Consider the following 21,844-nt stretch of genomic DNA (forward strand, 5'->3'; position numbering starts at 1 on the left):
GATGTCCGTAGATGTTCTTGCGGCCGTTTTGGAAAACGGGGGTCATGTAGTTACGGGAAAGAACTAATGGAAAACCCGCCGCTCGACTACTCAACCGCCGAGCCTCAGTCTCGTGCCGAAAAGATCGTGGAGTCTCGCCGGCAGAAAACACTCATCAAGACGAGTGCCCTCCAGGACGCCATTTTCAACAGCGCCTATTTTTCCAGTATCGCGACCGATGAACACGGGGTCATTCAGATATTCAATGTCGGCGCCGAACGCATGCTCGGTTATCACTCGGAAGATGTGGTCGACAAGATCACCCCGGCCGACATCTCCGACCCTGCCGAGCTGATCATTCGCGCAGCTGCGCTTAGTCATGAACTGAACACCCCTATCACACCGGGCTTTGAAGCGCTGGTGTTCAAGGCTTCGCGCGGCATTGAAGACATCTATGAGCTGACTTACATCCGCAAGGACGGCAGCCGTCTGTCGGCCATGGTGTCGGTGACATCGTTGCGCGACAGTGCAGAAACCATCATTGGCTACCTGCTGATCGGCACCGACAACACTGCACGCAAACAGGAAGAAGAAACCCAGGCGTTGCTGGATCAGCGGTTACGCGACCAGCAGTTCTACACCCGCTCGTTGATCGAATCGAACATCGATGCACTGATGATGACCGACCCGCAGGGCATCATTTCCGACGTCAACAAGCAGATGATGGCGCTGACCGGGCGCACCCGGGATGAACTGATCGGCGCGCCCTGCAAGAACTTTTTCACTGACCCGGCAAGCGCCGACGCTGCGATCAAGCGCGTGCTCAGCGAACACAAGGTCAGTGATTACGAACTCACCGTACGCGCCTACGATGGCACCGAAACTGTCGTGTCTTACAACGCGGCGACCTTTCACGACCGTGACCGCAAGCTCAAGGGCGTGTTCGCCGCCGCCCGCGATGTGACCGAGCGCAAGCGTTTCGAGCGCACGCTGGAAGAAAAGAATATCGAGCTGGAACACGCCAGCCATATGAAGTCCGAGTTCCTGGCCACCATGTCCCATGAGTTGCGCACGCCGCTGAACGCTGTCATCGGCTTTTCAGAGGCACTCAAGGACGGCATGGTCGGCGACATGACCGACGATCAGCGACGTTACATTGGTGACATCTTCAACAGTGGCCAGCACCTGCTGTCACTGATCAACGACATTCTCGACTTGTCCAAGGTCGAAGCCGGCATGATGACGCTGGAGCTGGAGCCCGTCGATCTGGACGAATTGCTGAGCAACAGCCTGCTGATCGTTCGCGAACAGGCCGCGCTACAACGCATTCAATTGAAGCTCGAGACCGACGCAGACTTCGGACTGCTCGAGCTGGACCGGCGCAAGACCAAGCAGATCGTTTACAACTTGCTGGCCAACGCCGTGAAGTTCAGCCAGCCCGGCGGCTGGGTGATCCTTGCGGTGCGTCAGGTGCCACGCTCGCAGGCAGGTGTTCTGGAAGGTGACTGGCCAACATACGGCTTCGAGCTGCCGAGCAGTGACAACGAGCATTTTCTGGAATTGAGTGTCAGCGACACTGGAATCGGCATCGCCCAAAGCGATATGAACAAGCTGTTCAAGGCTTTCAGCCAGATTGACAGCGGCCTGGCGCGCAAATTCGAGGGGACCGGGCTTGGCCTGGCGATGGTCAAACAACTGACCGAACTGCACGGCGGCTGCGTCGCGGTCGCCAGCGTCAAGGATCTCGGTACGCGTTTTGTGGTCTGGCTGCCGATTCGCCCTCCTGCCAGCGAGGAAGCTCAATGGCCCAGATCCTGATTATCGAGGACAACGCTGCCAACATGCGCCTGGCCGAATTGCTGCTCAACAGCGCTGGTCATGGCGTGATGTGCGCGACGGACGCAGAAACAGGCCTCAAGCTGGCCCGCGAGCGTCAGCCGGACCTTATTCTGATGGACATCCAGTTGCCTGAAATGGATGGCCTGAGCGCGACTTTTCTGCTCAAACAAGATGTTGCAACTGCGGCAATCCCGGTCATTGCCCTGACCGCAATGGCCATGAAGGAAGACGAAGAAAAAATCCGGCGGGCTGGCTGTAATGCCTACATCATCAAGCCCCTGCGTTATCAGGAGCTTTACCGGGTCATCGACGCCTTGCTTGAAAATCCACCCTCACGGCCAATCACCTGAGCACTCGTCATGACCCTACCCGCAGCAACCATCCTGATAGTCGATGATGACGTTCACGTCCGTGACCTGCTTGAGGTTCTGCTGCGCAATCAGCACTACGAGACGCTGACGGCGGAGTCAGGTGAGCAGGCGCTGGCCATGATCGACGAGCGAGCGCCCGACCTGATCCTGCTCGACATCATGATGCCAGGCATGGATGGCTACGAGGTCGCCAGCCAGCTCAAGGCCAGGAAAGGCACGGCCAACATCCCGATCATCATGCTCTCGGCGCTCGATGAGCAAAGTGCTCGTCTGTCAGGCCTGGAAGCAGGTGCCGAGGAGTACCTGAATAAACCGGTGGAAAGCGCCGAACTGTGGCTGCGCGTGCGTAACCTGCTGCGCCTCAAGGCGTTTGGCGACTACCTGAAAAGCCACAGCCTGATCCTTGAAGATCAATTGCAGCAGCGCACCATCGACCTGGAGCGCTTCCGCACAGTGATGGACGCGTCTGACGATGCTATTTTCCTGATCAATCGCAACACCATGAGCCTGATCGAATTCAACCGCAGGGCATGCCAGCTGTTGGGCTACTCCGCTGAAGAACTGTCGCACAAGACCCCTGCCGAGCTGGGCGAAACGTCCATGGAAAACCTGGAAGAGGTGTACGACCAGATCATTGCCGGCAAAGGCCCCAGCGAACCGCTCGAAACGCAGATCCGTGACAAAAGCGGGCGGGATGTCGAGGTGGAGATCCACCGCCAGGCCTATCGCACCGGTGAAGACTGGGTCATTGTCGGCATCGTGCGCGACATCACCCGGCGCAAGGAAAGCGATCAACGCCTGCTGACCATGGCCCATTACGACACGCTGACCGGGCTGCCGAATCGGGATCTGTTTTTCACCAGCCTGCAGATGGGTCTTACTCAGGCCGCCATCAGCCGCTGGAAGCTTGCGGCACTGACAGTCAATCTGGACGGTTTCAAGACCATCAACGAAACCTGGGGCCACGTTCTGGGCGATCAGGTGTTGCTGGAAGTCAGCCATCGTCTGTCGGATTGTTTGAATGCCAGCGATACCCTGGGACGCGTCGACGGCGACGAATTTGCCCTCATTCTGATGATCCGTGATGGCCAGACCGATACCCGACAGACACTTGAACGCATCCGCAAGGCCTTGCGCGTGCCCATCAAGGTCGAAGACCAGAGCATAGTCATGACCGCCAGCATCGGTATCGCCCTTTATCCGGAGGATGGCGAAGACGCCCGTGAACTGATCCGCCACGCCTACACGGCAATGAACAGCGCGAAAAAATTCGGCGTCGACAGCTATCGGTTCTACACCGCCCAAATGAACGCCGAAGTGTCGGCACGCCTGGACCTCGAAGCCGCGCTGCGGGATGCCGTGGAAAAAGAGGCATTCGAGATTGTCTATCAGCCCAAGCTCAACCTGGCTGATGGTCGTATCTGCGGACTGGAAGCATTGCTGCGCTGGCCGCGTCACGGGCTACCCGGCGTTTCACCTGCCGTATTCATTCCTGTGCTGGAAAACCTCGGCCTGATCGCTGAAGTCGGTAACTGGGTGCTCGACCGCGTCTGCGCACAGATTGCCCAGTGGCATCGCTCTGGGCTGGGGCTGTTTCAAGTGGCGGTCAACGTGTCTGGTCAGCAGATATCCAACAGCAGCCTGGTCGCCGACATACGCCTGGCGCTGACAAGGCACCAGGTCGAGCCGCAATGGCTGGAGGTAGAGCTGACGGAAAGCTCGCTGATGGAAAACACCTCACATACCATCGCCACACTGGAAACGCTCAGGGCCAGCGGCGTAAGTATTTCCATTGATGACTTCGGTACCGGCTATTCAAGTCTGGCTTATCTGCGCCGCTTCCCCATCGACAAGCTTAAAATCGATATCGCCTTCATTCGCGAAGTCACCAGCAACCCACAAGACGCAGCGATTGCAAAAGCGATCATCGAACTGGCGCACAGCCTGGCATTGAAAGTCATTGCCGAAGGGGTTGAAACGCCGGAGCAGCTGACGTTCCTGCGCGAAAACCGCTGCGACCAGATTCAGGGCTACCTGATTAGCAAGCCACTGCCACTTGCAGAGCTCGAAGCATTTTTGAGCAGGTCGGAAACACAGTTCGGCTAACGGCATCGTCAATCGTCAATCGTCAGGTGACGTGCTGGCCGGCCACATTCGCCGCCGGAACGAAACCGTTACGTCGTAATGATTTCATTCCAACACCCTGAGCTCCCCTCGTTTCAAGGCATTGATCGTGCGAGCATTTCCAGAGCGAACCAGCTGTAGCGATTTCGCTACAGCTCAGACTGCTCAGGCTTCCGGCTTTATACGCAAGCTCATGATTCAAAAAGAAAAAATAAATATGGCCGCGAAATTGCTAGCGTTAACTCATATAGCTCGCGTTCTGCGCGGGCCCTGTTCTTCGAGGAGTTTGTATGAGCGAGTTGCGATTCACCGTTGACCATGAATGGCTGCGTGCCGAAGCAGACGGCAGTATCACGGTCGGGATCACGCCCTATGCGCAGGAATCACTGGGCGACTTGGTTTTTGTGCAGCTCCCGGATTTGCAGACCTACACTCAACACGCCGAAGTGTCGGTGGTGGAATCGGTGAAAGCCGCCAGCAGCATCAACATGCCACTGGACGGTGAAGTCGTCGAGGTCAATTCCGCGCTTGATGCTACGCCCGAGCTGGTCAATGAAGATGCTCTCGGTGCAGGCTGGTTCTTTCGCTTCATTGCGCAAGATGCCAACGCCATTCATGGCCTGCTGGATCAAGACGCTTACGACCGCCTGATCAAAGCCAACGCCGAAGCCTGAGGAGCGAGCCATGACTGACCGTATTAAACTGAGCACTGCCAACGAATTCATCGCCCGTCACATCGGCCCACGCACCGAAGACGAGCAAGCCATGCTGCAGACGCTGGGTTTTGACTCCATCGAAGCCTTGAGCGACAGCGTGATCCCGGAAAGCATTAAGGGCACCAGCGTTCTGAACCTGCCAGCCGGGCAAAGCGAAGCTGACGCGCTGGCCTCGATCAAAGCCATTGCCGGCAAGAATCAGCTGTTCAAGACCTACATCGGCCAGGGTTACTACAACACTCACACCCCTGCGCCTATTCTGCGCAACCTGCTGGAAAACCCGGCCTGGTACACCGCTTACACGCCATACCAGCCAGAAATTTCCCAGGGTCGTCTGGAGTCCCTGCTCAATTTCCAGACGCTGATCAGCGACCTCACCGGCCTGCCGATTGCCAACGCATCGCTGCTAGACGAAGCCACCGCCGCCGCAGAAGCAATGACCTTCTGCAAACGCCTGAGCAAGAACAAGGGCAGCCAACAGTTCTTCGCTTCCAGCCACTGCCACCCGCAAACCCTCGATGTATTGCGCACCCGTGCCGAGCCGCTGGGGATTACCGTCGTGGTCGCGGATGAAACCGAGCTGGGCGATGTCAGCGATTACTTCGGCGCGCTGCTGCAGTATCCGGCCAGCAATGGCGACATTTTCGATTATCGCGAACTGGCCGAGCGCTTCCACGCTGCCCACGCGCTGGTGGCTGTCGCCGCTGACCTGCTGGCCCTGACCTTGCTGACCCCGCCGGGCGAATTCGGTGCCGATGTCGCCATCGGCAGCGCCCAGCGCTTTGGTGTGCCACTGGGTTTTGGAGGACCGCATGCGGCCTATTTCTCGACACGCGATGCGTTCAAACGCGACATGCCGGGCCGCCTGGTCGGCGTGTCGGTAGACCGTCATGGCAAACAGGCTTTGCGCCTGGCCATGCAGACTCGCGAGCAACATATTCGTCGTGAGAAAGCCACCAGTAACATCTGCACCGCGCAAGTGCTGCTGGCCAACATCGCCAGCATGTACGCCGTCTATCATGGCCCGCGCGGCCTGACACAAATTGCCAACCGGGTTCATCAGTTCACTGTGATCCTGGCTAAGGGCTTGAGCCAGCTGGGCTTCAAAGCCGAACAGGCGTTCTTCTTCGACAGCCTGACCCTGAACACCGGCAACAAAACCGCTACCCTGCACGCTGCCGCCCGCGCCCGACACATCAACCTGCGCGAGATCGACGACCAGCACCTGGGCCTTTCGCTTGATGAAACTACCTCGCAATCGGCTGTCGAAGCGCTGTGGGAGATCTTCGCCAGCGATGGCCAGACACTGCCTGACTTCTCTGTATTGGCTGAAAGCGGCCTGTCGCGCCTGCCCGCAGCCCTGCTGCGCAAGTCGGCAATCCTCAGCCACCCGGTGTTCAACCGCTATCACTCCGAAACCGAGCTGATGCGCTACTTGCGCAAGCTGGCGGACAAGGACCTGGCGCTGGACCGCACCATGATCCCGCTGGGCTCATGCACAATGAAGCTGAACGCTGCAAGCGAAATGATTCCGGTGACCTGGGCCGAGTTCGGCAACCTGCACCCGTTCGCACCTGCCGAGCAAAGCGCCGGTTATCAACAACTGACCGATGAGCTGGAAGCCATGCTCTGCGCAGCCACCGGCTATGATGCCATTTCGCTGCAACCCAATGCCGGTTCGCAGGGTGAATATGCCGGCCTGCTGGCCATTCGCGCTTACCACCAGAGCCGTGGCGATGAACATCGCGACATCTGCCTGATCCCGTCGTCGGCCCACGGCACCAACCCGGCGACCGCCAACATGGCCGGCATGCGCGTGGTGGTAACCGCCTGCGACGCACGCGGCAACGTCGATATCGAAGACCTGCGCGCCAAGGCCATTCAGCACAGCGAACAGCTTGCGGCCATGATGATCACTTACCCGTCCACCCACGGCGTATTCGAAGAGGGCATTCGCGAAATCTGCGGCATCGTTCACGACAACGGCGGCCAGGTCTACATCGACGGCGCCAACATGAACGCGATGGTTGGCCTGTGTGCGCCGGGCAAGTTCGGTGGCGATGTGTCGCACCTCAACCTGCACAAAACCTTTTGCATCCCCCACGGCGGCGGCGGCCCGGGCGTAGGCCCGATCGGCGTGAAATCGCACTTGGCACCGTTCATGCCCGGCCATGCACGCATGGAGCGCAAGGAAGGCGCGGTATGCGCGGCACCGTTCGGCAGTGCTAGCATTCTGCCGATCACCTGGATGTACATCCGCATGATGGGCGGCGAAGGCCTCAAGCGTGCCTCGCAGCTGGCGATCCTCAACGCCAACTACATCTCGCGTCGCCTGGAAGAACACTACCCGGTGCTGTACACCGGCACCAACGGCCTGGTTGCGCACGAATGCATCCTTGATCTGCGGCCGATCAAGGACAGCAGCGGCATCAGTGTCGATGACGTGGCCAAACGCCTGATCGACTTCGGTTTCCATGCTCCGACCATGTCGTTCCCGGTTGCCGGGACCTTGATGATCGAGCCGACCGAGAGCGAGTCCCGAGAAGAACTGGACCGTTTCTGCGACGCCATGATCAAGATTCGTGAAGAAATCCGCGCGGTCGAGAACGGCTCGCTGGACAAGGACGACAACCCGTTGAAAAACGCGCCACATACTGCCGCAGAAATCGTCGGTCAGTGGAGCCATCCTTATAGCCGTGAACAGGCGGTGTACCCGGTCGACTCGCTGATCGAGAACAAGTACTGGCCTCCGGTCGGGCGTGTCGACAACGTGTTTGGCGACCGCAATCTGGTCTGCGCCTGCCCGTCCATCGAGAGTTATCAGGAAGCTTGATCGCCCCGCTGCCCGCTCGCACCCTTCCTGCCTGATTCATGGGCCTGAGAAGCGCAAGCGGGCAATGCGGCATGGCCCGTCTACCAAGGAATTGAACATGTCTACTGAAACCCTGTTGACCACGCCTCTGCATGACCTGCACCTCGAACTCAGCGCCAAAATGGTGCCTTTCGCTGGCTACGATATGCCGGTTCAGTACCCCGCTGGCGTGATGAAAGAACACCTGCACACTCGCGCTCAGGCCGGGCTGTTCGATGTATCGCACATGGGTCAGATCCGCCTGAGCGGCGCCGATGCCGCCAGATCGCTGGAAACCCTGGTGCCAGTGGACATCATCGACTTGCCGGTCGGCATGCAACGCTACGCCATGTTTACCAACGAGACCGGCGGTATTCTCGATGATCTGATGGTTGCCAATCTCGGCAACGATCAACTGATGCTGGTGGTCAACGCCGCCTGCAAGGATCAGGACCTTGCTCACCTGTGTAAGCACCTGGCAGGTCATTGCAAGATTGAGCCGCTGTTCGAGGAGCGTGCCCTGCTCGCGCTGCAGGGTCCGGCCGCTGTTACCGTCCTGGCACGCCTGGCCCCCGAGGTCGCGGGCATGACGTTCATGCAGTTTGCCAGTGTCAAGCTGCTGGGCATGCAATGCTACGTCAGCCGTTCGGGCTACACAGGCGAAGACGGCTACGAGATTTCGGTCCCTGCGGAACACGCTGAAACCCTCGCCCGGTGTCTGCTGAAAGAGCCGGAAGTAGCACCGATCGGTCTGGGCGCGCGCGATTCCCTGCGCCTGGAAGCAGGTCTGTGCCTGTATGGTCATGACATGGATGCGCAAACCTCGCCGATTCAGGCCAGCCTGCTGTGGGCAATATCGAAGGTGCGACGCGCCGACGGCGCGCGCGCTGGCGGTTTTCCGGGCGCCGAACTGATTTTTGCCCAGCAAGCCAACGGCGTGGATAAAAAACGTGTCGGCCTGCTGCCTCAGGAACGCACGCCAGTCCGGGAAGGCACGCAAATCGTCGATGAGCAGGATTCGGTTATCGGCAAGGTGTGCAGCGGTGGCTTCGGGCCAAGTCTCGGCGGCCCGTTGGCGATGGGTTACCTGCACAGCGATTACACAGCGCTGGATACACCTGTCTGGGCGATGGTGCGCGGCAAGAAAGTGCCCATGCGGGTTAGCAAAATGCCTTTCGTTGCGCAGCGTTACTTCCGCGGCTAAATAAAGGCGTCAAAAAAACAGCTCTGTGAATGTCAGCAACTTCGCTGTTTCCAGTACTCCCGACACTCGGAAACAGCGCATTAATAAATAGACGAAAAACGCACCTATAAAGTGCAAAAAGTTATATCGGTTTTCTGAATGCACTGTATGAGTGAGCGCCTGCTCACCGCGCCAAAGCCCCGGAAACAGGGTCCCGGAGCGGTAAACATCAGGGACTTGTTTTTGTAACTGAAGTTGGCGTAGAGTTTCCGGACTGTGTTTGCATGGGTCGCTGAATCTGGGCCTGGGCAGTAGCTCTAGGTTGCTACAACCCGCTCTACGTTTCTTACTTCCTGCAACCAGCCCCAGTGCTTTCTTGTTTGAGAAAGGCTGTCACTAATTAAAGCGTCAAAGGAAATAAGACAATGGCTGAACGTCAGAGCGGTACCGTCAAGTGGTTCAACGACGAGAAAGGTTTCGGTTTCATCACGCCTGAGAGCGGCCCGGATCTGTTCGTACACTTCCGCGCTATTCAGGGCAACGGCTTCAAGAGCCTGAAAGAAGGCCAGAAAGTGACCTTCGTTGCCGTACAGGGTCAGAAAGGCCTGCAGGCTGACGAAGTACAGGCTGAAGGCTGACTCCTACTCAGCTTCGGCTACACACAAAAGCCCTTGGCATTGCTGCCAAGGGTTTTTTTATGGGTGCAATCTGTTCTCTACGCGCGTAACAGGCGCCTATGAAAAAGCCGACTTGATGTCGGCTTTTTCAATCCTGCGGACGTTACCCGGCGCGACGCAGCAACAGCAAGCCGGCCAGCGCACACGCCGCGGCAGGCAGCAGTACCGCCAGCAACGGCGGGAAGCCGAACAACAGACTCGATGGGCCGAGCAGGTCCTGAATGATGCGGAAAGTGAAACCGACCACAACACCGGTGAACACCCGCTGCCCCAAGGTGACCGAACGCAGCGGGCCGAAGATGAAAGAGATCGCCATCAGAACCAGCGCCACGGTCACGGCAGGCTGCAAGACCTTGGTCCAGAACGCCAGCCAGTAACGGCCATTGCTCAGCCCCTGATCGGCCAGATAGTGGGCGTAGCTCCAGAGCCCGCTGATCGACAGAGACTCGGGTGGCATGATCACGGTGCTCAGCAGTTGCGGGCTGAGCGACACATCCCAGCGCTCTTCCGGTGTATTGATGACTTGTGTGCTGCCTTCATTGAAATGCGTAGTGCTGACGTCCTTCAATTCCCAGTAGTCGGTCTTGAAATGGGCCTCTTTGGCGAAGCTCGAGGTCAGCATGTGGCGCTGATCGTCGAAGCGGTAGCGCGTCACACCCAGCATCAGCCCGTTGGGCTGCACGGTATTGATGTGAATGAACTCGTCACCCTGACGATGCCACAGACCATGCCTTGCGCTCTGCGCATCACCCGAGCCCTGAGCCAGCGAACGCGCTGCCTGAGCCTGGTTTTCAGCGTAGGGCGCGACGTACTCGCCTACCAGCACACCGGCAACCATCAGGAACAGCATCGGCTTCATGACCGCCCAGACAATACGCCCGATGGACACACCGGCGGCACGCATGATGGTCAGTTCGCTGCTGCTGGCCAAAGAACCCAGACCGATCAGGCAGCCGATGAGGGCTGCCATCGGCAGCGTGTCATAGACGCGCCGTGGTGCAGTCATAAAGACGTAGCTGAGAGCATCCGCAAGTGTGTAGGTGTCATTGATATCGCCCATCTCGTCGATGAAGGCGAACAGCGAAACCAGTCCCAGAATGATCCCCAATACCGCAAGAATCGCCAGAAATACGCTTTTACCGATGTACCGATCAAGCTTGACCACGAGTCACCTCCGTGACACTACGACGACTCGCCATCTTCAGACGCAGAGGCTCCCAATAGAACAGCACCAGACCAATGCACAGGTAAATGGCATGCACCCACCACATGCCGAGGCTGAGCGGCAGCTTGCCCTTCTCGAGCGAGCTGCGTACCGAGATCAGAATGGCCAGATAAGACATGTACAGAAGGATGGCCGGCAGCAGCTTGAGGTAACGGCCCTGACGCGGATTGACCCGTGACAGGGGAATCGCCATCAGCGTCACGATGAACACTGACAGCGGCAACGAAATGCGCCATTGCAACTCGGCAACGTTACGCGGCGTGCTGCTGCCGAACAGTTCGCTGGTCGGGATGGCTTCGCGGTCGGTGATTTCTTCACTGATTTCAGGCTTGGGCAACGCCGCGCCGTAGGTGTCGTACTTGACCACGCGATAATCGGCAGCGCCCGGATTGCCATCGTAGCGATAGCCGTTTTCGAGGATCAGGAAACGACTGCCATTGGGCTGGACCTCTTGGTGGCCCTTCTCGGCGACCAGCACGGTGATGCCGTTGTCCTTGCTCTTGTCGCTGGACATGCGCTTTTCGGAAATGAACACACCGCCCAGTTGCGAACGGTCTTCCGACAATTCTTTGGTGTAGGTGATACGCGTGCCGTCACGCAGCGCCTGGAAGCGGCCCGGTACCAGCGTATCGAACTCGGTCATGGCGTCCTGCTGATTGATCAGCAGCGAAAACTGCGTAGCGCCCTGCGGTGCCAGGCTGAAACTCAGCCAGGCGACCACCAGCCCGACCAGCGCAGCCGGCCCCATGGTCATGGCGAGCAGACGCTGCTGGCTCATGCCGGTTGCGGCCAGCACGGTCATTTCGCTTTCCAGGTACATGCGGCCGTAGGCCATCAGGATTCCGAGGAACAGGCCCAACGGCAGGATCACCTGCAGAAAGCCCGGCAGGCGAAAGCCCATGATCATGAACAGCACGCCCGGATCAAGCGCACCGGAAGCGGCTTGCGCCAGGTACTTGATGAAGCGCCCGCTCATGATGAACACCAGCAATACGGCGCTGATCGCGCTCAGGGTAAGCAGCACTTCTCGGGACAGATAACGGAAGACAATCAAACCAGACACTCCAGAGTTGTCAGGCTCAGGCAGCCAAACAGGGAAAATTGTGAGCCACGGCAACCAGAAATTCACGCCGGCAAAAGGCGTGGGCATCAAAAAATATGCGGCATTATCCTGTGAATGTACGTTTCTGTCACTGCGCACCGGGGATAGTTCGCAGATACACGTAAAGCAGCCAGCTTTGCGGGGTTGTCAGCAGTCATGCAGCGGGGTCAAACTGCAAGGCTTATCGCAGGCATCGCCTCTGAAACACATCGGCCGTGCAGCGTACGTCATTCATACAGCGATTCTCATCGCCTACTCGGGGACCCCACATGGAATTGGTTGTTAAAAGCGTAAGCCCAGAAACCTTGAAAACCGCAACGCTGGTGGTCACCGTCAGTGAAAGCCGGGTGCTGGCCGGTACAGCGAAGACTGTCGACATCCTCAGCGGCGGCGCCATTTCCGCAGTCCTGAAGCGTGGCGATCTGGCGGGCAAATCCGGCCAGAGCCTGTTGCTGTCCGGGCTGCCTAACATCAAGGCAGAACGCGTACTGCTGATCGGCACCGGCAAGGACGGCGACCTGTCGGACCGCCAACTGAAGAAAGTCGTCGGCAGCGTCCTGACGTGCCTTAAAGGCCTGGGCGGCAGTGATGCTGCGATTGCTCTCGATGACCTGTCCGTGAAAAACCGCGACACCTACGGCAAGGCTCGCTTGCTGGTCGAAGCACTGGCAGATGGCGAATACGTCTTCGACCGTTTCAAGACCCAGAAAGCCGAAGCCCGTCCGTTCAAGAAAATCACCTTGCTGACTGACAAGGTCAGCGTGGCTGATGTCGAGCGCGCGGCCACTCATGCTCAGGCGATTGCCACCGGCATGGCGCTGACCCGCGACCTGGGCAACCTGCCGCCGAACATCTGCCACCCGGTCTATCTGGGCGAAGAAGCCAAGGCGCTGGGCAAGGCGCACAAGAATCTGAAAGTGGAAGTCCACGACGAGAAGAAACTTGCCGATCTGGGCATGGGCTCGTTTCTCGCAGTGGCCCAGGGCAGCGCCCAGCCACCTCGCCTGATCGTCATGAACTATCAGGGCGGCAAGAAAGGCGACCAGCCTTTCGTGCTGGTCGGCAAAGGCATCACCTTCGACACGGGCGGTATCAGCATCAAACCCGCTGCCGGCATGGACGAGATGAAGTTCGACATGTGCGGCGCTGCCAGTGTGTTCGGCACCCTGCGCGCCGTACTCGAACTGAAACTGCCGATCAACCTGGTGTGCATTCTGGCCTGCGCCGAGAACATGCCAAGCGGCACCGCCACGCGACCGGGCGACATTGTCACCACCATGAGCGGCCAGACAGTCGAAATCCTCAACACCGACGCCGAAGGCCGTCTGGTGCTGTGCGATGCACTGACCTACGCCGAACGTTTCAAGCCACAGGCGGTGATCGATATCGCAACCCTTACCGGCGCCTGCGTGGTTGCATTGGGCGGCCATACCTCCGGCCTGCTGGGCAATAACGATGCGCTGATCAATCAGTTGCTCGACGCGGGCAAGCTCGCGGATGACCGTGCATGGCAACTGCCGCTGTTCGACGAGTATCAGGAACAGCTGGACAGCCCGTTCGCCGACATCGCCAACATCGGTGGCCCGAAAGGCGGCACCATCACCGCAGCCTGCTTCCTGTCACGCTTCACCAAGGCTTATGACTGGGCTCACCTGGACATCGCCGGCACTGCGTGGCTGAGCGGCGGCAAGGAAAAAGGCGCCACCGGGCGTCCGGTTCCTCTGCTCACTCAATACCTGATCGACCGCGCAGGCGTTTAAGTAAAGCAACCCTGGCGTATCGGGCTGCCCCCTGATACGCCACAGGTTCCGGACCGCACATGACCCAAGTCGACTTTTACATTCTGCCCAGCGCCGATCCAGCAGCGCGCCTGGACTTTGCCTGCAAGCTCACGGAAAAGGCCTGGCGCCTGGGCCACAAGGTTTATCTGCATTGCAGCAATGCAGCGCAGCGTACCGACCTTGATGCCCGGCTCTGGCGTTTCAAGGGCGAAGTGTTCCTGCCCCACGGCGACGCCGAGAGCGATCACGATGCCGCAGTGGTGCTGGGCCTGGGCGATGACTCGGGCACGCATCAGGACCTGCTGATCAATCTGGACCTGAACATTCCGGCGTTCTTCAACCGCTTTGCCCGCGTGGCCGAAGTGGTTGTCGAAGACCCGGCCATACGCCTTGCCGCACGCGAGAGTTTCCGTTCCTACCGGGAACGAGGCTATCCTCCGCAAGATCACCGACTGCAGCGTCTTTGAGGACACGATGGACACTTCAAAAAAAGCTGAATCCGCGCATTTGCTGGACGACCTTGAATCGATCCGTCAATTGCTCGGCGAAGACTCCACTCATTCCACCCTGCCGAACGACCCCGCTCGCTCTGAAGGCCAGATCCCGCTGCTGTTCGACGTGGTCGGCGCCCGCTCCGACACCGCGCATCAACAGGACTTCGACGAAGACGATATTCCGACCCTGACGCTTGATGCGCCTGATGCGCAAGTCGAGCAAGTGCAGCAGGCTCAACAGGCATCCCCTGCCCCCCAGCCTCAAGCGCTGCCCAATCCCGATGCGTTGCTGCATCTGGATAACGAGCTGCGTGCCGCTGCGCAGTTGATCATGCAGGATGTGATCGACGACTTCGCCCCGCACATCGAAAACGAAATCAAGCGGCGGCTGGAGGCAAGGCTGGAGCGGCTGTTGGCGCAGCAGCAGAAGTAAAGGGGTGGTCAGGAATCCGGAACACACGCGCGCAGAGATTCTATCAGGGAGAGTTCAATGCGGTGCGGATCTCGGCTATCCGCTGGCCCGCACCTGCTTCATGATTGATGAGTGCACCCCATTCATTGCGCAACTGTTTATATTCGGCCATTTGCCGAGTGATTTGTGCCAGTTTTTCAGGAGCAGCTGCCTGAAAGCGCTGGGCACGCTCTAAAGCGCGCGTAGCCTGCAGCTCGCTGGCACCTGTCACTCTCGCCATGTCATCAAGAATGGATTGTGTTCGACGATCAACACTCTGGATTTCTTCGCTTATTCCTTGCTTGATGTTGGCCGCTGCGCGTTTGAACTTTGCTTTGAATGCGTCATTTTTGAACACGCCGGTCGAAATGCCCATCTTGCTTTTCAAAACATTATGAATTGCAAACAGTGCGTTTGGATCAGTCACATCGATTGGCCAGCGGTCCACAGCCCCAGATACTCGCCTCCCCATCGCCTTGGATGTTAAAGACAGGTTGACCAAATCTTTGGACGTCAGTTTTTTGAGTATGCTTCTGAGCGGCAAATCCGGTAAGCCCAATAGCCCGGCGTGCCCATCAGGATCACTCCTGTTCACCGGATCGCCCTGACAATACCCATATGCATTCATGCCTCCCCGCCCGAATGGGCTCAGGCTGTCCGGGCTATTGAACCGCATCAGCACCGGATTGAAAGCCCGATAGCCGTTACCCAGCAAGTAATGCCCGGTCACAGGGTCCGGGCGCTCTCCGTTGAAGCCCGACATGGGGCTGCTCTGCAAGCGATGTCCATAAGGGCTATAGGCCAGCGAATGCTGCCCCTGCGAACTCACCGCTTGCAGCACAGTGCTTTGCAGGTCGGTGCCCAGCAGGTCCAGACGGGCGCTTGTGCCGCCAGTCTTATACTCTGCCAGCAAGTGTACTTGGCTGTGAAATACACGACGATGCACCGCGCCCTGTATCTCGACGGTCAGACGGTTCTTTTGATAAAAGCGTGACACTGCGCCCTTCACCCCGGGATCAACTACAGCTATCCGGTCCAGCGCGTCGTAGCGATATCGACACAGTATGCGGCTGCTTTCAGGTGTCTCGTTCATGGCGGGTGCGCCCGGCAATCAAAGGTTTGAATAGCGGATAATGCTCCCTCGCCCACTCGCCGCCTACTGACAGATCTGCCAGTTGTGGCCCGGCGCTTATGGCTTGTCGCTTGCCGTCAGGTCTATACTTACCGGTTTCCGAATCAATGCCACAGGTTCCCGCCGCGCATGGACAAGACTTACCAGCCGCACGCCATCGAAACTTCCTGGTATCAGACCTGGGAGTCCGAGAATTACTTCGCTCCGCAAGGCGTGGGTGACTCGTACACCATCATGATCCCGCCGCCGAACGTCACCGGCAGCCTGCACATGGGCCACGGTTTCAATAACGCGATCATGGACGCGCTGATCCGTTTCCGTCGCATGCAGGGTCGCAACACGCTGTGGCAACCGGGCACCGACCACGCCGGTATCGCCACGCAGATGCTGGTGGAGCGTCGTCTCGAAGCTCAGGGCGTGAGCCGCCATGAGCTGGGCCGCGAGAAGTTTCTCGACAAGATATGGGAATGGAAAGCCGAGTCCGGTGGCAATATCAGCCGTCAGATCCGCCGCCTGGGTTCGTCCGTCGACTGGAGCCGTGAACGTTTCACGATGGACGACGGCTTGTCCGAGGCCGTGAAAGAGGCGTTCGTGCGCCTGCATGAAGACGGTCTTATTTACCGTGGCAAGCGTCTGGTCAACTGGGACACCAAGCTGCACACGGCGATCTCTGACCTCGAAGTGGAAAACCACGACGAAAAAGGTCACCTGTGGAACCTGCGCTACCCGCTGGCTGATGGCGCAAAAACCGCCGAAGGCCTGGATTACCTGATCGTCGCCACCACCCGTCCGGAAACCATGCTGGGTGACGCGGCCGTTGCCGTGAACCCGCAGGACGAGCGTTACCAGGCCTTGATCGGCAAGTTCGTCGAACTGCCACTGGTAGGCCGTCGCATCCCGATCATCGCGGATGATTACTGCGACCCTGAATTCGGCACCGGCTGCGTGAAAATCACCCCGGCCCACGATTTCAACGACTACGAAGTCGGCAAGCGCCACAACCTGCCGCTGCTGAACATTTTCGACAAGAACGCCGCCGTTCTCGCGGTAGCCCAGGTGTTCAACCTTGATGGCACACTGAACGAAAGCGTCGATGGCAGCCTGCCTGCGGCCTATGCCGGTCTGGATCGTTTTGAAGCGCGCAAGCAGATTGTCGCTGCGTTCGATGCTGCCGGCCTGTTGGTCAGCGTTGATGACCACGCCCTGAAGGTGCCGAAAGGCGACCGCTCCGGCACCATCATCGAACCGTGGCTGACCGACCAATGGTACGTGTCCACCAAGCCATTGGCCGAGCCTGCGATTGCCGCTGTCGAGGACGGCCGCATCGCGTTCGTGCCCAAGCAGTACGAAAACATGTACTTCTCGTGGATGCGTGACATTCAGGACTGGTGCATCAGCCGTCAGCTCTGGTGGGGCCACCGCATTCCGGCCTGGTATGACGAGTCCGGCAAAGTCTATGTCGGTCGTGACGAAGCCGAAGTTCGCGCCAAAAACAACCTTGGCCCGGAGATCGCGCTGCAGCAGGACAACGACGTACTCGATACCTGGTTCAGCTCGGGCCTGTGGACCTTCTCCACGCTCGGCTGGCCGGAAAAGACCAAGGCACTGGAAACCTTCCACTCAACCGACGTGCTGGTTACCGGCTTCGATATCATTTTCTTCTGGGTCGCCCGGATGATCATGCTCACCATGCACCTGGTGAAGAACGAAGACGGCACGGCGCAAGTTCCGTTCAAGACTGTTTATGTGCACGGCCTGGTACGTGATGGCCAGGGCCAGAAGATGTCCAAGTCCAAGGGCAACGTCCTCGACCCGCTGGACATCGTTGACGGTATCGACCTCGAAACCCTGGTAGAAAAGCGCACCAGCGGCCTCATGCAGCCGCAACTGGCGAAGAAGATCGAGAAGCAGACCCGTCAGGAGTTCGCCGACGGCATCGCCAGCTACGGCACCGACGCGCTGCGCTTCACCTTCTGTTCGCTGGCTTCCACCGGTCGCGACATCAAGTTCGACATGGGCCGCGTCGAAGGCTATCGCAACTTCTGTAACAAGATCTGGAACGCCGCGCGCTACGTGCTGGACAAGGGCGAAGACTGCGGCCAGAACGGCGAAGCTGTCGAACTGTCGCTGGCTGATCGCTGGATCATCTCGCAACTGCAGCGCACCGAAGCCGAGGTGACCCGTCAGCTGGATCAGTTCCGTTTCGACCTCGCGGCGCAGGCGCTGTACGAGTTCATCTGGAACCAGTATTGCGACTGGTATCTGGAGCTTTCCAAGCCTGTGCTGTGGGACGAAACCGCGCCGGTCGAACGCCAGCGCGGCACGCGTCGCACGCTGGTTCGTGTGCTGGAAGTCGCGCTGCGTCTGGCGCACCCGTTCATGCCGTTCATCACTGAAGAAATCTGGCAGCGCCTTGCGCCGCTGGCCGGCGTGCAAGGCAAGACCATCATGCTGCAAGCCTGGCCGGTGGCCAACGAAGCACGCATCGATCAGGCTGCCGAGGATGACATCGAATGGCTCAAGGGCCTGATGCTCGCCGTGCGTAACATCCGTGGTGAAATGAACATTGGTCCGGGCAAACCGCTGCAACTGTTCCTCAAGAACGTCAGCGCCGAAGACCAGCGTCGCCTGAGCGAGAATGACTACCTGCTCAGGAAGCTGGCCAAGCTCGAGTCCATGACTGTGCTGACCGATGGTGCCGAAGCGCCGTTGTCCGCCACCGCTCTGGTCGGTGACATGGAAGTGCTGGTGCCAATGGCCGGGTTGATCGACAAGGGCGCCGAACTCGCACGCCTCGACAAGGAAATCCAGCGCCTGCAGGGTGAAGTGCAGCGTGTGGGCGGCAAGCTGTCCAACGCAGCCTTCGTCGACAAGGCGCCGCCTGAAGTGATCGCCAAGGAACGCGCCAAGCTGGCCGAAGCCGAACAGGCTCTGGGCAAACTGGCCGAGCAGCACGCACGCATCGCCAGCCTGTAAGGTGGCCAGACAAGCCAGCCCATAATATGGGCTGGCTTTTTGTTATCTGAAGTTTCTCTACTGACTTATTCTCGAGCAAGGCGTATTACCGGCTTGCTCGAGAATAAGCCGGACAACTCAACATCACGGCTGAAAAATCGAACCCATGACCGATACCCGGAAACCACCGCGCAAAAAGCCTCAGCGCCCGGCAAAACCAGCAGCGCCACGCGAAAAGGCCACTTTGCACCCGCGCAATCGTCATCAGGGGCATTACGATTTTCCGAAGCTGATCAAATCCAGCCCCGAGCTGGCAGCATTCGTGATCCTCAACCCCTACGGCAAGGAAAGCATCGACTTTGCCAATCCGCAGGCAGTGCGGGTGTTCAACCGCGCATTGCTCAAGGCGTTCTATGGCATCGCGCATTGGGACATCCCGGCAGATTACCTGTGCCCGCCCATTCCGGGCCGTGCGGACTACCTGCATTTCCTCGCCGACCTGCTGGCCGAGGACAATCAGGGGGTAATCCCACGCGGGCCGTCGGTCAAGGCACTGGATATCGGCACCGGGGCCAACTGTATTTACCCGCTGTTGGGGCACAGCGACTATGGCTGGGAGTTTGTCGGTTCGGACATTGACAGCGTAGCCATCGCTGCAGCCACCACAATCGTCAAAGCCAACGGCCTGCACAAGGCCATCAGCGTGCGCCAGCAGGCCAATCGCAAACAGATCCTGCTAGGGTTGCTCGACAACAGCGAACGCTTCCACGTGAGCCTCTGCAACCCTCCGTTCCATGCCTCACTGGACGAAGCACAACGCGGTAGCCAGCGCAAATGGCGCGCACTGGGCAAAGCCGACCCCAAGCGCAAACTGCCGGTACTCAATTTCGGCGGTCAGTCCCAAGAGCTGTGGTGCGAAGGCGGCGAAATAGGTTTCGTGACGCAACTGATCCAGGAAAGCGCGAAATTGCCTGCCCAGGTGGTCTGGTTCAGCACACTGGTGTCCAAAGCATCCAACCTGCCGCCTATCCAGAGCGCTCTGAAAAAAGCCGGCGTGCTTGAGGTGAAGGTCGTGGAGATGGGCCAAGGCCAGAAACAAAGTCGCTTCGTGGCCTGGACCTTTCTCGACAAGGCACAGCGTACACCCCACTGATCTCGCGCCGCCGCACCGCTGCTTGGCGTGAGGAACAATGGTGCCAGGGCTGGCGCGTGAGGAATGAGTAGCGCGCGCCCACAAAAAAGCCGTGCCCGGTTGACCGGCGCACGGCTTTTTACAGCAAGCGGATGCTTACTTGTTGATCGAGTCAGTCAGCACTTTGGCTGGTACGAACTTGATAACTTTCTTGGCAGCGATTTCGATGGCAGCGCCAGTCGAAGGGTTGCGGCCAGTGCGAGCTGGACGCTCTGCAACTTTCAGCTTGCCGATACCTGGCAAAGTGATTTCCACGCCGTTTTCCAATTGGTCGGCAACAATTTGGCCCAATTGCTCAAGAGCATTACGCGCGGTGGTTTTTGGCGCGTCGATGGCTTCAGCGATATCGGCGATCAATTGGTCTTTAGTAAGAGCCATGGTGGTGTTCCTTCCCTATCAAATTCATTTGGATTGCAGAGCGCAACGTCGGCCCGTGGCCAGGCAAAGAACCTGGCCACCCGCTAGCAGCCACGATTAATCGCGAAAGTGTAGATACTGAAACCTGGCAATGGTTCGACCTACGTGTGCGCTAACTGCATGCTTGACGCGCTAAGTGCGCAAGACCGCGCAAAACTAGCACAGAGCCGGGCAAATATCCGCCTCTACCTATCCTTTTGGTCAGGTTTTAGTGGTAATCGCACAAAAAACGCTCAACACACACACACTGTAGGCGAAATCCCGTCAGCCCGGAGGTCACTGACGTATGCGTGCGTTACACTTGGCGCCTGCAACGAGCTGCATGCTCTTCACCCTTTTCAACCGAGACGCCCATGCCGATCCGTCACTGCATCGTTCATCTGATCGAAAAAAAACCCGACGGTACGCCCGCTGTTCTCCATGCCCGCGACTCCGAACTCGCTGAGTCCCAGGCCATCGAGAACATGCTGGCAGACCTCAACGAAAGCTATAACGCCAAACAAGGCAAAGCGTGGGGCTTGTTTCATCCCGAGTCCGGCGCGCATCCCTTCAGCGGCTGGCTGAAGGAATACATCGACGGCGGCAGCGACTTCACAGCGTTCTCCCGGGTGGCCGTCGAACACCTGCAGAAGCTGATGGAAGAATCCAACCTGTCAGTGGGCGGCCATGTGCTGTTCGCGCATTACCAGCAAGGCATGACTGATTACCTGGCCATCGCCCTGCTGCACCACAGCGAAGGCGTGGCTGTGAATGCCGAGCTGGACGTGACCCCGTCCCGGCATCTCGACCTTGGCCAGTTGCACCTCGCCGCGCGAATCAATATTTCCGAGTGGCAGAACAACAAACAGTCCAAGCAATACATCTCGTTCATCAAGGGCAAGAACGGCAAGAAGGTCTCGGAGTATTTCCGCGACTTCATTGGTTGCCAGGAAGGTGTGGACGGTCCCGGCGAAACCCGCACGCTGCTCAAGGCCTTCAGTGACTTCGTCGAAAGCGAAGACTTGCCCGAAGAGTCGGCTCGCGAGAAGACCAAGACGCTGGTCGACTACGCCAGCAGCCAGAGCAAGATGGGCGAGCCTATGGGCCTGCAAGAGCTCTCCGAGCTGATCGATGAAGATCGACCTCGAGCGTTTTACGATCATATTCGTAACAAGGATTACGGCCTGTCGCCGGAAATCCCGGCGGACAAGCGCACCCTGAACCAGTTTCGCCGTTTCACCGGTCGTGCAGAGGGCCTTTCGATCAGCTTCGAAGCGCACCTGTTGGGCGACAAGATCGAGTACGACGAAACTGCAGGCACCCTGATCATCAAGGGGTTGCCGACCCAGCTGACCGACCAGTTGAAGCGACGGTAA

The 21,844-nt window shown here is 58.6% G+C and carries 17 protein-coding genes; 13 read left to right on the plus strand and 4 right to left on the minus strand.

Annotated elements, in window-relative coordinates; translation table 11 throughout:
- Positions 1 to 66 precede the first annotated feature (66 nt).
- From POR16_RS18750 to POR16_RS18780, 7 genes are all read left to right on the plus strand, one after another.
- Positions 67 to 1,797, plus strand: coding sequence for a PAS domain-containing sensor histidine kinase (locus tag POR16_RS18750; RefSeq protein WP_005891401.1), 1,731 nt, complete (start codon positions 67 to 69; stop codon positions 1,795 to 1,797).
- On the plus strand, positions 1,782 to 2,168 hold the full coding sequence (locus tag POR16_RS18755; RefSeq protein WP_005891398.1) for a response regulator: 387 nt from the start codon (positions 1,782 to 1,784) through the stop codon (positions 2,166 to 2,168). Before POR16_RS18750 ends, POR16_RS18755 begins: the two co-directional genes overlap by 16 nt.
- Positions 2,169 to 2,177: 9 nt before the next feature.
- On the plus strand, positions 2,178 to 4,295 hold the full coding sequence (locus POR16_RS18760) for a putative bifunctional diguanylate cyclase/phosphodiesterase (protein WP_024691771.1): 2,118 nt from the start codon (positions 2,178 to 2,180) through the stop codon (positions 4,293 to 4,295).
- Positions 4,296 to 4,603: 308 nt separating this feature from the next.
- Positions 4,604 to 4,987 (plus strand): glycine cleavage system protein GcvH, encoded by a 384-nt coding sequence (gcvH, locus tag POR16_RS18765; RefSeq protein WP_005891392.1) that lies wholly within the window; start codon positions 4,604 to 4,606, stop codon positions 4,985 to 4,987.
- A 10-nt stretch (positions 4,988 to 4,997) separates the two neighbouring features.
- Positions 4,998 to 7,862, plus strand: a complete 2,865-nt coding sequence (gene gcvP, locus POR16_RS18770; RefSeq protein WP_122381133.1) for an aminomethyl-transferring glycine dehydrogenase — start codon at positions 4,998 to 5,000, stop codon at positions 7,860 to 7,862.
- 97 nt (positions 7,863 to 7,959) lie between these two features.
- Positions 7,960 to 9,084 carry a glycine cleavage system aminomethyltransferase GcvT gene (gcvT, locus tag POR16_RS18775; protein WP_005891389.1) on the plus strand — a complete coding sequence of 375 codons (1,125 nt, stop codon included), beginning with the start codon at positions 7,960 to 7,962 and terminating at the stop codon, positions 9,082 to 9,084.
- Positions 9,085 to 9,488: 404 nt separating this feature from the next.
- On the plus strand, positions 9,489 to 9,701 hold the full coding sequence (locus POR16_RS18780) for a cold-shock protein (protein ID WP_005891387.1): 213 nt from the start codon (positions 9,489 to 9,491) through the stop codon (positions 9,699 to 9,701).
- Between the two features lie 142 nt (positions 9,702 to 9,843).
- On the opposite strand, the gene lptG is transcribed toward POR16_RS18780, so the two are convergent.
- Together lptG and lptF are read right to left on the minus strand one after the other, a co-directional pair.
- Positions 9,844 to 10,905: an LPS export ABC transporter permease LptG gene (gene lptG / locus POR16_RS18785; protein WP_005891385.1), complete on the minus strand. Its 1,062-nt coding sequence runs from the start codon at positions 10,903 to 10,905 to the stop codon at positions 9,844 to 9,846.
- Complete coding sequence (lptF, locus tag POR16_RS18790; protein ID WP_005891384.1) at positions 10,892 to 12,019, minus strand: LPS export ABC transporter permease LptF; 1,128 nt, start codon at positions 12,017 to 12,019, stop codon at positions 10,892 to 10,894. Before lptF ends, lptG begins: the two co-directional genes overlap by 14 nt.
- A 317-nt stretch (positions 12,020 to 12,336) precedes the next feature.
- Between lptF and POR16_RS18795 the strand changes: the two genes are divergently transcribed.
- The 3 genes from POR16_RS18795 to POR16_RS18805 are packed head-to-tail and all read left to right on the plus strand — an operon-like array spanning position 12,337 to position 14,775.
- The gene (locus POR16_RS18795) at positions 12,337 to 13,827 is read left to right on the plus strand and encodes a leucyl aminopeptidase (RefSeq protein ID WP_005891382.1); all 1,491 of its coding nucleotides are present in this window, start codon (positions 12,337 to 12,339) and stop codon (positions 13,825 to 13,827) included.
- A gap of 59 nt (positions 13,828 to 13,886) precedes the next feature.
- The gene (locus POR16_RS18800) at positions 13,887 to 14,315 is read left to right on the plus strand and encodes a DNA polymerase III subunit chi (RefSeq protein ID WP_005891381.1); all 429 of its coding nucleotides are present in this window, start codon (positions 13,887 to 13,889) and stop codon (positions 14,313 to 14,315) included.
- A 7-nt stretch (positions 14,316 to 14,322) separates the two neighbouring features.
- A complete protein-coding gene (locus tag POR16_RS18805; RefSeq protein ID WP_005891380.1) occupies positions 14,323 to 14,775 on the plus strand; it encodes a hypothetical protein in 453 nt (150 codons plus the stop codon).
- A 43-nt stretch (positions 14,776 to 14,818) separates the two neighbouring features.
- Here POR16_RS18805 and POR16_RS18810 read toward each other — a convergent pair whose 3' ends face one another.
- A complete protein-coding gene (locus POR16_RS18810) occupies positions 14,819 to 15,886 on the minus strand; it encodes an RHS repeat-associated core domain-containing protein (protein WP_005891379.1) in 1,068 nt (355 codons plus the stop codon).
- 168 nt (positions 15,887 to 16,054) lie between these two features.
- Between POR16_RS18810 and POR16_RS18815 the strand changes: the two genes are divergently transcribed.
- Positions 16,055 to 18,901, plus strand: coding sequence for a valine--tRNA ligase (locus tag POR16_RS18815; protein ID WP_005891378.1), 2,847 nt, complete (start codon positions 16,055 to 16,057; stop codon positions 18,899 to 18,901).
- Positions 18,902 to 19,046: 145 nt separating this feature from the next.
- Positions 19,047 to 20,033 (plus strand): 23S rRNA (adenine(1618)-N(6))-methyltransferase RlmF, encoded by a 987-nt coding sequence (gene rlmF, locus POR16_RS18820; protein WP_005891377.1) that lies wholly within the window; start codon positions 19,047 to 19,049, stop codon positions 20,031 to 20,033.
- Between the two features lie 135 nt (positions 20,034 to 20,168).
- Here the strand turns inward: rlmF and POR16_RS18825 are convergent, their stop codons facing one another.
- Positions 20,169 to 20,450: an HU family DNA-binding protein gene (locus POR16_RS18825; protein ID WP_002552279.1), complete on the minus strand. Its 282-nt coding sequence runs from the start codon at positions 20,448 to 20,450 to the stop codon at positions 20,169 to 20,171.
- A 392-nt stretch (positions 20,451 to 20,842) separates the two neighbouring features.
- On the opposite strand from POR16_RS18825, the gene yejK reads away from it, so the two are divergent.
- Entirely contained in the window at positions 20,843 to 21,844 is a 1,002-nt protein-coding gene (yejK, locus tag POR16_RS18830) for a nucleoid-associated protein YejK (RefSeq protein ID WP_005891376.1), read from the plus strand.

The sequence above is a fragment of the Pseudomonas coronafaciens pv. oryzae str. 1_6 genome (assembly GCF_000156995.2).
In the GTDB taxonomy this organism is placed as follows: domain Bacteria; phylum Pseudomonadota; class Gammaproteobacteria; order Pseudomonadales; family Pseudomonadaceae; genus Aquipseudomonas; species Aquipseudomonas tremae.